Below are 9,810 nucleotides of genomic sequence, written 5' to 3'. Positions count from 1 at the left end.
CCAATTCTAAATAATCGGTTTTTTTCATTTATTATTCCTCCTCTATTCTTATATTATAATAAGAGCTAATGTTCGCATGTTAGTGCAACAATAAGTGCGCTGACCTTGTTAAATCATCGGACCCGATAGTTGAAAAGTCTTAAATAGTCCACTGATAATAAACAAACTTTAAACTGTTTCCATTCATAAAAAATTCTTCATCACTAGTTGATATATGTTTAAATCCGTTTTTTTCCAAGACTTTTTGTGACGGTATATTGTTAGTTGTTGTCTTCGCTAGAACCTGTTTAATACCTTGCCAGTTAAGAGTTTCTAATAATAGCTTCAATGCTCTATTAGCAATTCCTTTTCCAGTATACGCTCCACCTACTCTATAACCGATATAGCCTAAGAAAAACATAGGGAGATTTTAGTCTTCCTATGTTTTCATTCATATTATTTATCTGTTTGTTTTTGCTTCTTTTTCAAATACTCCGCACGTATTTTTTCAAGTTGCTGCTTTTTATCAAATTTTGCAGACGTCTGTTTTTCATGAAACTTTGTCACAGCTACCTGACTTTTGGCATCCAATTGATATTTTCCCACTTTGTTCACCTACTTTTCTTGTCTTTAAAGAGAATCTATTCAACAAATATAATATACCTTATTTTACTGAAGAAAACCTTATTACTTTATTAGTGTACTGCTAACTTTGCATATATCAGTAAAAACAATAAAAGCTAAACCAATAAAGTTTTTGTTAAGCAATCGCATCCGTTAGAGATATAGCTATCATATGAGGGAGTTTAGCAAAATAATTAGAAAGCTAATCACCCGCTTCTTCCCTATATTTATTTACACACTTTTTACATATACAATGCTTTCCACTACTTTCTGAAGGAACTAACTTAAAGATTCCATTAGGAAATTCTCCTTCTCGATCGCACCAGCAGTTACCGTGTTCTACGGTGCCTGCCATACACTTGTTTTCCTCTCCACATAGAGGACAATATTTATTAGCCAATTACAATCCCTCCTCACTCCCTCACACTATTAGTTAAGTATGACATAAAAAGAGATTAGATTTCTTTCTGCAAGGAAAAATGACCTGCAAACGCTATCCAGTACATCCAGATCAAAATGAATAATAATTTTAGAGGGTTTTTTATTGCCATACCCTGTATCTATTTTACTAGTTTACCTAAAGGGGGTCCGAGCTAAGAATTTGGAAACAACCTTCTTAGAATTTCTAATATACCGAGAGAATACTGTGCTGTTGTTACATTATGATGTAAAGTCTTTGCTTCACTAGTAGCATTACCTAAAAGATAACCATGCTCGACTGTTTTCAACATTTCTATATCATTTCCACTATCACCAAAAGCAATTGTATTTGTTAAAGGAACTTGATAATAGCTAGTCATAAACTTTACTATTTCTTTTTTTCCAGTATTTAAAGGGACAAAATCAACATCAAATGCGTCTATAGGGTCTCCAGCTTTTGGGTTACATCGGTTAATATTTATTTCTAAACTGTTCGATTTGGCTATATGCCTAATGATTCTCAAATCATACTGACTTTTTGCTAGGGAACTTTCAAAATAATAGTAGTTCCACTTATAACCTTTTTGACCTAACTGAGTCTGCTCAACGAGCTTAATGTTATAGACATTGTATAGTTCCCTTACAACATCACTTACTGTCTCAGTTGAAAAATTAGCTTTCTTTAATCTGTTTTCCCATTCCTTATTGAGAATTATATCTTTGTCATTAACGTGATATAATTCTGTACCTAAGTTACTTGCTATGAAATGAGGATTATAAGATATATTGGCTCGTTCTACTTTGTGAGCAATCTGATGTAAGTCACTTCCAGTTACCCAACCAACCTTTACGAAATGTTCATTAACTAGAAAATACAGATACTCTTCCAATTCCGTTAAATTATTTAATAATTCATTTGTACAAGCATGTGGAAAATATGTTTCATCAAAATCAAAAAAAATAATATAATTTGCCTTATGAGCATTCGAAAAAGACTTATTAAATTTTAAGTTCATTTAGACCACCCCTTTGATTTTTTTAAAATATAACTGCTGGGATTGGTCCCATGTCAATATTTTTCTAAGAGGTGAAAGATGGTTACAATATATGATATTGCACGAATAAGTGGCGTTTCAAAATCAACAGTATCACGAGTAGTTTCTAATCATCCCCATGTATCAACTGAGACAAGAAACAAAGTACTAAAAGTTATGCAAGAGTATAATTATGTTCCCAACTCTCTAGCTAGACAATTTCGTCAAAAGCATACTAAATGTATAGCCATTATAATACCTAATATAGATCACCCTTATTTTTGTCAGCTTGTTCGTTACATATCTGCTGCCTGTCATAAAAAGGGGTTTAAAACAGTAGTGCATCAAACTTTTTTAAACAAGAATACTGAAAAAGGTGTATACACTCAACTTCAAACGAATGAATTTGATGCTATCATTTTAGCGTCTTCTTTATTACCAGAAGTAGAGATTGCTAGCTGTACAAAAAATAAATTAATCGTTGCTTGTAATGAGGTTTTCTCTGGTGAATATTTTGACGTTTTTTGCGTAGATGAGGAAGAAACAACTATGAAAGCAACCACATTCCTCCTAAATAAAGGACTTTCTACATTAGCCTTCTGTGCAGACAATATTACTTCTCCTCTACAACAAGCGAGATTAAAGGGCTTTATTTTAGCTCACAATAAAAAAGGGTTAAATTATACCAAAAAATTTATCTTCAATAAAGTATCAAATATAGAAGACGGAATCACATTAGGGGACAAAATATTCAAGGTTCATACAGAAATAGATGGTATAATTTCTGGAAGTGACTTCGTTGCAGCTGGGTTAATAAGTTCTGCTGTTAGAAACAATATAGAAATACCTAAACAACTATCAATTATAGGGTTTGACAATCATCCAATATCTCTAATTACCAATCCGCAAATTTCTACTATTAGTAATAAAATTCAAGAAATATCTATTGATTTAGTTAATCACTTAATCAACAAGATTGATGGTAGGGAGAGAGCGCCTATCAAAAAGGTGTACAGCGGAGAATTTATTAATAGAAGTTCTAGTTAATATTCGACATATAACAGAAGACATTCAAAACATCACCAGACATGGAAGAGTTGAAAGGACGGAATTTTAAAACGCTGTTGACATGAACAAATAATTAGCTCATCGTTATGGACAATGTAAATTTAAAATATTCAATACAGATTATAATCATTTTAACTTTAGACTGACATAGTCATTTTAGACAGAAATAAAACTCCTTCTTATGCTACCATCTCACCAAATCCTTTAGGTGTGTGGTAGCATAATTTTCTTGAATTCGCTCTTCATTATAATGTTTAATGTACCTACCTAAACCACACTGAAAAACTAAAAAACAATCCTCATGTTTATTTTGAGGATTGTTTTTTACTCTAAAGAAAGTTTTATTCAGCTCATGCGCCCGATTGATGAAGAGCATTCGTTTGTATTTTCATGTAATAATTTAACTCGTCTAACGACACTTAACTCTTTTCCCACTCCATTAAAAATTCTTCCTGGGAAGTCTGTTCATCTAATGTTTCTTCTTTTATTACAAAGCCATTTTTCAAATAGAAATCCACGGCTTTTTTATTTCTCTTATACACTTTTAATTGTATATTTTCCCTTTGTCTTTTTATAAAATCTAACAATCCCTTTCCATATCCCCCACCTTGATGCTTAACATCAATAAATAATGCAGCCAAATAATTATCCATCATCGATACGAAGCCGACAACATCTTTATCATTACTTACTACATAGGTTTCAGACATTGGGATATACTTTTCTTCCATCTCCGTTTGCTGTGATTTCCAATAATTCTTATCAATAAAGTCGTGTGCTATTAAAGAGCCTTCATACCATATTTCTACTAATTTATTGACTTCTGTATTCTTGTTTGATCTAATATTCATCTTATCGCCCCTATAAATCTTATTGCTTTATTCAATTAACTGGCCCTATAAAGATTCTTCAACTAAACTGAACAATAATTGAGTATATATAAAGCGATATGTGTGCTGTAATCGCGCCCGTTAGTGGAAGATCAACAAAAAGCAATATTAAATAAAAGCACCTAGTTAGTTGAAGAACTTACAGATCTGGTGTTATTTCCTTACAGGTTCTAATTTCATCATTTCTCCAAAGTATTGTGAAGCGGTAGTAAAAGAAATAAATGCACAAAGTTCACTTATTTCTTCCTCGGTCAAGCATTCCTGCAAAACTTTAAAAACTGAAGTTGGAATATCACCCTTTTGCTTTAAAAACACCTCCGTAAACGCAACCGAAATAGAAGTTTTTTCATCAAACTTATCAAGCTCAGGTTTACCTTTCGCTTTACAATACTCACATCCATTACTTTGAGCTAACGTTCTTCTAACTTGCTCTTTCAATTCAGGAGAGAGCCTCCCTTCTTTTTCTAATACATTTCCTAGATGAGCCCAGCCTTGCATTACTTCTACGTTATATCCTAAAAGCCGTTGAAATGGTGTTTCTCCAAAATTTGACTCCTTAATTCTTGCCATTTCAAATCCTCCTTTGTATATTTAATTATAGAAAATAAAATACGTAAATCACATTAAATTAACAATAAATAATTCACTTAAACATTAAATAGTTAACAAACAAAAGGGGAGAATCCTTAAAAATGAAAATTGATGATATTGATAGAATGATATTAGATGAATTGCATAGTAATAGTCGTCTATCTATGAGTGAGATTGGGAGGAGGATTAATTTATCTTCTCCTTCTGTAACAGAACGAGTAAGGCAAATGGAGTCATTTGGCATTATCAAGAAATACACACTGGAAATTGATTTTGAGAAGTTAGGTTTGCCTATTCAATGTATAATAGAGGCAACAGTCAAAAACGGAGATTATAAATCGTTTAAAAAGTTTATTCAGCAACTCCCAAATGTACAGTTTTGTTATCGTGTAGCAGGTAATGCATGTTATATGCTTAAAATGCACTTTGATACCTTTTCAAAAGCGGAGCAATTTATAGAAGAGGTAAACCCCTACGCACAAACGGTCACACATTTTATTTTCTCACAAGTACCCACAGAGACACAAATAAACGGAGCAATATTCTCATGAAAGTATAGGGAGATTGTTGTTACACTAACCTGCTCCGTTAGTACAATAAGCGGAGCGGCAGATCTTATTCAACGAAATCGCTACTTTTAGTAAAGTCATATACTCTCTCCTGAATGGAAAAGGTGTTCCTGTAAGTGGCGTTGGATTTTCGTGAGATAAGGATCAAGTTCCTGAAGATTCATTGATGAATAGATCGAGAATGTTGGCAATCTGTTAAACCCACAGTATTCAAAAGTCTTATGAATGGGGAATAAAACTTGCTCTTCACTTAACCCTTCTAAGAAATCCTCTTTCGTACCCTTAAACGCTGATTCCTTTGCCCCCCACGTCACAGAAAGCATGTATTTCTTTTTGTTGAATTTTCCTCCTTGTCCAAATTGCGTAGACTTGCCAAAAAATATATCAGGGATAAAAACGTCATCTATATATTTCTTTAAAATCCCCGGCAAGCTAAACCAATAAATAGGTGTTTGGATAATGATGACGTCAGCCCATTTAAACTTCTCAATTTCTTCAGGTACTTGATCACCCTTTGCAATAGCGGTTTGTACTACTTCAAATTCATTCGTTGTGAATTCTTCAATATACTTTGACATTGTGTTATTTAACTCCCCTTGCGCCCTCTCAAAGTAATCTTGTCCGTTAATTAGCAATAATTTTCTCATCTAGTACCTCCTTGAATAATCTGTAAATTAAGGTTACACTATTTCTTGAAATCGTTACAGATGATTATTCCGATTAAAAGGATCGTTTTTTTCGATAGGAAGGAGTTAAAATGGACATTAAACATCTTCAAACATTTCTAGTTGCATGTGATACATTAAATTTCACAAAAACAGCAGAGAAACTTCAATATGCTCAATCCAGTGTTACAGCTCAAATAAAAAATTTAGAAAACGAATTGAACCTTCAACTTTTTGAACGTCTTGGAAGAAAATTAATCCTCACTCACTCCGGAGAACGACTAAGGCAATATGCTACAAAGATTGTACATTTAGAAGAGGAAGCTAGAAACGCTATGACAACTGACCATAATGGCGGAACTCTTATTATCGGCGCACAAGAAAGCCAGTGTACTTATCGTTTGCCAGACTTACTACGGGACTTCAAACTAAAATACCCTTCTCTTCAGCTCATTTTTAAAGCAGCTCATTCAGATGAAATGGCCACCAAAAGTTTGATTGAAGGAGAGATTGATTTAGCATTTATAATGGATACCAAAAAAATTAACCCCTACCTTCAATCGACACCTTTAATTCAAGAAAGGTTGATTTTAATTAGCTCCCCAAATCATTCACTAGCTGCCAAAAAAACTGTTACTCCTGAAGACTTAGTAACTGAAACAATCTTGTATACAGAACGAGGCTGTTCTTATCGAAACACTTTTGAAGAAATCCTTACCTTTTATAAGGTCACTCCTAAAACCACACTTGAATTTGTTAGCTTAGAAGCCATAAAAAAATGCGTAATCTCTAATTTGGGCGTTGCCGTTCTGCCAGAAATGGTAGTTAAAGAAGAATTAATAGAAAGTGAATTGGTAGAAGTGAATTTAAAGGTTGAAATGCCCCTCCTTATAACACAAATGGCATTACATAAAGACAAATGGATAAACCCTCAATTGGCGGATTTTATATCTATGACAAAGAAGTATTTCAAGCAATAATGATGTTATTAGATAAGGAGGAAATCTTTTTACTGCAAAGCTGCATATGCAACTTCCCGGATTTGTAACTACTGCACCCGTTTTAATAAGAAAGTTAGTAATAGGGTGCTATCCTTTTTTGAGATAGCACCCTATTACTAACTACTTCGTTAAAACCTTCTGGTTACGAGATAAAGCTCTTCCTTTATATAGTTTATAAAACTCATTACTTATTTTGGGTTTGTGAACAACTACCTTTGGATTACCCCTTTAATTAAACATCATTTTCCAGTTTTCAAACAATAATAAAGCTACATATGCAGCTTCCTGGATCTTAACGTAATAATGAACATTCTAGTTCAACTCAATTTTTTCAAGTGTCGTAGGTTGATAATATGCACTCTTTGAAGGTTGGAGGTTGAAAGCACACAATGTTACAGAGAATGAGAGCATAATCACTGCCCCTGTAATGATCGCAAATTGAATTGAAATCAACTGTGCAAGGATTCCCATAATCCCAGTTGTTAGTATGATGAGTGCTGCTTCGATTAATCCATATAAACTACCTATTCTACCCATCACATCAACAGGAATATTATTTTGATAAAAAGTAAGAAACCCTGTATTTGCAAATGCAAGAAAGAAGGCAAGAATAAAAAATCCAGCTGCTGCCATTATAAATGAGTTTGAAAAAGCATAAATGATATAGCCGATGGAGACGAATGTTGCACCTAATCCAATCAGAAATGAAGTTGCGATCTTCTTAACGAAAACTGTGTTTATCACTGCGCCAACGACTATACCTGCTCCTGCAATACTTACTAAAAAGCCGTAGTCACTATCAGATAAATAAAGCACTTCTTTGGCAAAAGCAGCTTCCATGGAATCGACGGCAGCAGTCATGACCATAACGGAACTAAATAAAAAGTAAATCAGGGTGATATAAACGTTCTTTTTACTAAAATGCATGACGACCTGAAAGTCTTCCTTTAATAATGGTAGTGATAATTTCTCCCCCTTATTACTAGCTTGGGAAGATTTATCTACATTCGGCATAAAGAAGGTGATTAAACCTGATAAAAATAATGCAATGGCGTTCATTATAATGGCGAGTAGAGGCGTACCCATGATAAAAAGCACTCCTGCCAGAGCGGGTCCTAGAAGAAAAGCACCCGAATCAATTAAACTTCTAAGTGAATTAAATTTCTTTCTTTGTTCGTAAGGAATTAATTTTGTAATATACACCATCGATGCGGGGCCAAACATTGAAGTTGCCATATTAATAATTAAGACCATTATATACATGAACCAAATAGATAAATCTAGTAACCAAGGCAAAGAAAATATGCAGAGGGCTCTAAACAAATCGAGAACGATCATCATGCTCCGTGTATTCAATCTATCAATCATACTACCAGACCAAAAATTGGTGACTAAAGTGGCTAAAGGAATAAGAATATAAAGTGCCGCTACCGCAAGAGGTGACCCTGTAATATCGAATACAATTAAGTTTAAGGCAATTAAGTACACCCAAGCACCTAAGTTAGATACACCTATTCCAAGCAATAAAATAGAAGGGTATTTCCACGATTCTAGTATGAGTTTTACATTCATTACACTCACTCCTAAAGGTTATTTTTATCACGGCTTTCTTTTGTGAGCAAATAAAAAAATCCCACCCCCAAGACTTTTTGTCTTGGGGACGAGATTTTACAATCGTGGTGCCACCCCAGTTTATTAATATGTCACCATACTAACCTTTTCAGCTGCAGCAACTACGTGCATGCACCCCGGCTCTTTAACGGGAGCTCCCGATACACCATCTCCCTTATCAGGTTCCAATGTACTACTCAGAGGCTTGGTTCAATAAAAAGTTCCTTACTCCTTTTCAGCATACGGAGCTCTCTGGTGAAGAAAGTTCTTATTTACTCTTCTCATCATCGCATATTTTTATGATTTAATATTTCAAATATCATACCATTTTTTCCATATATTGCACATATAGAAATTAGCATTTTTAAACAGCTCAACCTTCTTATCCCACTTAATAAGGTAGTTGAAAATAAGGTTCAAATATTCTCCATGTTTTCTTACACTAATGCGACAATTGCCATCGGTGTCGATAATCCCTTCTGCTTCTTCGCTCTTTCATTCACTTCATCTAGTTTCTGATTAATAGCTTTACAGTTAGAAGCGGGATACCTGTGAGCAAACAAAATATTGAAAATAAACTATCATTTAACTATACTAGTCTATGTTTACAGAAATTATTAAGGGGTGAAAACATTGAAAAGATTTAAGGGGATTTCATCAATTTTAGGGTCTGCTTTTTTAGCAATGACGTTAGTAGCATGTTCAGACTCTACTTCTAGTGAGCCGGTAGAAGAAGAACCTACAGAGTCAACGCATGTCATCACAGAGGAGGAAGTTCTGGAATTACAGCAAAGCTGGGGAGAAGGAATTGTTCATATCGGAGAAGTATACAGCGAGGGTGGCGACTATGAAGCGGCTGCTTCTGAGCATATCGAACGTTTCTATGGGTATGACATCGGCAATGTTCTTTTCAAACCAACTTTAGCCAAAGAGGAGCGTTTCCGCGATACCTTTGAAGGCGCTTTGTCTTATTTCATAGGAGGAAATGAAGCGTATCCCGAGGATAATGGTTTTGCTATTGTACCTTGGACAGATGTACAATGGGAAAATGAAGGGGTTATCATTGAAGGAAATAAGGCTGTAAGTATGGGCGTTTATTATTTCACACCAGCTAATGGAGGAGAACCTGTCGAAGTAGAATACAATTTCGCTTTTACAAAAAATAATAATGGCGACCTGAAAATTGTCCTTCACGGCTCTCATTATCCATATAGTCCTACTAAAGAAATCACAGAGGAGGAAGTTCTGGAATTACAGCAAAGCTGGGGAGAAGGTATTGTCCATATCGGAGAAGTATACAGCGAGGGTGGCGACTATGAAGCGGCTGCTTCTGAGCATATCGAACGTTTCTATGGGTA

12 protein-coding genes and 1 other annotated feature are annotated in these 9,810 nt (G+C 34.4%); of the genes, 4 read left to right on the top strand and 8 right to left on the bottom strand.

The features are described 5' to 3' along the window. Positions 1 to 139 precede the first annotated feature (139 nt). The 4 genes from RYX56_RS20955 to RYX56_RS20940 form a co-directional block, all read right to left on the bottom strand. Complete coding sequence (locus RYX56_RS20955) at positions 140 to 400, bottom strand: GNAT family N-acetyltransferase (RefSeq protein ID WP_317123937.1); 261 nt, start codon at positions 398 to 400, stop codon at positions 140 to 142. Positions 401 to 435: 35 nt separating this feature from the next. Continuing rightward, positions 436 to 585, bottom strand: coding sequence for a hypothetical protein (locus RYX56_RS20950; protein ID WP_317123936.1), 150 nt, complete (start codon positions 583 to 585; stop codon positions 436 to 438). Between the two features lie 220 nt (positions 586 to 805). Beyond that, entirely contained in the window at positions 806 to 1,003 is a 198-nt protein-coding gene (locus tag RYX56_RS20945) for a cysteine-rich CWC family protein (RefSeq protein ID WP_317123935.1), read from the bottom strand. Between the two features lie 193 nt (positions 1,004 to 1,196). Continuing rightward, positions 1,197 to 2,039 carry an HAD-IIB family hydrolase gene (locus RYX56_RS20940; protein ID WP_317123934.1) on the bottom strand — a complete coding sequence of 281 codons (843 nt, stop codon included), beginning with the start codon at positions 2,037 to 2,039 and terminating at the stop codon, positions 1,197 to 1,199. Between the two features lie 78 nt (positions 2,040 to 2,117). Here RYX56_RS20940 and RYX56_RS20935 point away from each other — a divergent pair, with 78 nt between their 5' ends. After that, positions 2,118 to 3,104: a LacI family DNA-binding transcriptional regulator gene (locus tag RYX56_RS20935; RefSeq protein ID WP_317123933.1), complete on the top strand. Its 987-nt coding sequence runs from the start codon at positions 2,118 to 2,120 to the stop codon at positions 3,102 to 3,104. A 440-nt stretch (positions 3,105 to 3,544) separates the two neighbouring features. On the opposite strand, the gene RYX56_RS20930 is transcribed toward RYX56_RS20935, so the two are convergent. Then, a complete protein-coding gene (locus tag RYX56_RS20930; RefSeq protein WP_317123932.1) occupies positions 3,545 to 3,976 on the bottom strand; it encodes an N-acetyltransferase in 432 nt (143 codons plus the stop codon). A gap of 192 nt (positions 3,977 to 4,168) precedes the next feature. Then, on the bottom strand, positions 4,169 to 4,585 hold the full coding sequence (locus RYX56_RS20925) for a carboxymuconolactone decarboxylase family protein (RefSeq protein WP_317123931.1): 417 nt from the start codon (positions 4,583 to 4,585) through the stop codon (positions 4,169 to 4,171). 122 nt (positions 4,586 to 4,707) lie between these two features. Between RYX56_RS20925 and RYX56_RS20920 the strand changes: the two genes are divergently transcribed. After that, the gene (locus RYX56_RS20920; RefSeq protein WP_317123930.1) at positions 4,708 to 5,157 is read left to right on the top strand and encodes an Lrp/AsnC family transcriptional regulator; all 450 of its coding nucleotides are present in this window, start codon (positions 4,708 to 4,710) and stop codon (positions 5,155 to 5,157) included. A gap of 95 nt (positions 5,158 to 5,252) precedes the next feature. On the opposite strand, the gene RYX56_RS20915 is transcribed toward RYX56_RS20920, so the two are convergent. After that, entirely contained in the window at positions 5,253 to 5,822 is a 570-nt protein-coding gene (locus tag RYX56_RS20915) for an NAD(P)H-dependent oxidoreductase (RefSeq protein ID WP_317123929.1), read from the bottom strand. A gap of 110 nt (positions 5,823 to 5,932) precedes the next feature. Between RYX56_RS20915 and RYX56_RS20910 the strand changes: the two genes are divergently transcribed. Beyond that, a complete protein-coding gene (locus RYX56_RS20910; RefSeq protein ID WP_317123928.1) occupies positions 5,933 to 6,820 on the top strand; it encodes a LysR family transcriptional regulator in 888 nt (295 codons plus the stop codon). Between the two features lie 333 nt (positions 6,821 to 7,153). Here RYX56_RS20910 and RYX56_RS20905 read toward each other — a convergent pair whose 3' ends face one another. Beyond that, complete coding sequence (locus RYX56_RS20905) at positions 7,154 to 8,413, bottom strand: MFS transporter (protein WP_317123927.1); 1,260 nt, start codon at positions 8,411 to 8,413, stop codon at positions 7,154 to 7,156. Positions 8,414 to 8,494: 81 nt separating this feature from the next. Continuing rightward, positions 8,495 to 8,749: a binding site (T-box leader), on the bottom strand. A gap of 336 nt (positions 8,750 to 9,085) precedes the next feature. Here RYX56_RS20905 and RYX56_RS20900 point away from each other — a divergent pair. Then, positions 9,086 to 9,810: metal-independent carbonic anhydrase family protein (locus tag RYX56_RS20900; RefSeq protein ID WP_317123926.1), on the top strand; the 725-nt coding region annotated here is incomplete at its 3' end.

Source organism: Alkalihalophilus lindianensis (assembly GCF_032843265.1).
In the GTDB taxonomy this organism is placed as follows: domain Bacteria; phylum Bacillota; class Bacilli; order Bacillales; family Bacillaceae_D; genus Alkalihalophilus; species Alkalihalophilus lindianensis.
Note: the sequence above shows the minus strand (reverse complement) of the source record. Positions and strands in the feature narration are given on the sequence as shown.

What these genes read in the sequence shown, in the direction of transcription:
- RYX56_RS20935 (WP_317123933.1), top strand. Translation starts at nt 2,118, where the DNA reads ATGGTTACAATATATGATATTGCACGAATAAGTGGCGTTTCAAAATCA.
- RYX56_RS20930 (WP_317123932.1), bottom strand. Translation starts at nt 3,976, where the DNA reads ATGAATATTAGATCAAACAAGAATACAGAAGTCAATAAATTAGTAGAA.
- RYX56_RS20915 (WP_317123929.1), bottom strand. Translation starts at nt 5,822, where the DNA reads ATGAGAAAATTATTGCTAATTAACGGACAAGATTACTTTGAGAGGGCG.
- RYX56_RS20925 (WP_317123931.1), bottom strand. Translation starts at nt 4,585, where the DNA reads ATGGCAAGAATTAAGGAGTCAAATTTTGGAGAAACACCATTTCAACGG.
- RYX56_RS20940 (WP_317123934.1), bottom strand. Translation starts at nt 2,039, where the DNA reads ATGAACTTAAAATTTAATAAGTCTTTTTCGAATGCTCATAAGGCAAAT.
- RYX56_RS20905 (WP_317123927.1), bottom strand. Translation starts at nt 8,413, where the DNA reads ATGAATGTAAAACTCATACTAGAATCGTGGAAATACCCTTCTATTTTA.
- RYX56_RS20910 (WP_317123928.1), top strand. Translation starts at nt 5,933, where the DNA reads ATGGACATTAAACATCTTCAAACATTTCTAGTTGCATGTGATACATTA.
- RYX56_RS20920 (WP_317123930.1), top strand. Translation starts at nt 4,708, where the DNA reads ATGAAAATTGATGATATTGATAGAATGATATTAGATGAATTGCATAGT.
- RYX56_RS20955 (WP_317123937.1), bottom strand. Translation starts at nt 400, where the DNA reads ATGTTTTTCTTAGGCTATATCGGTTATAGAGTAGGTGGAGCGTATACT.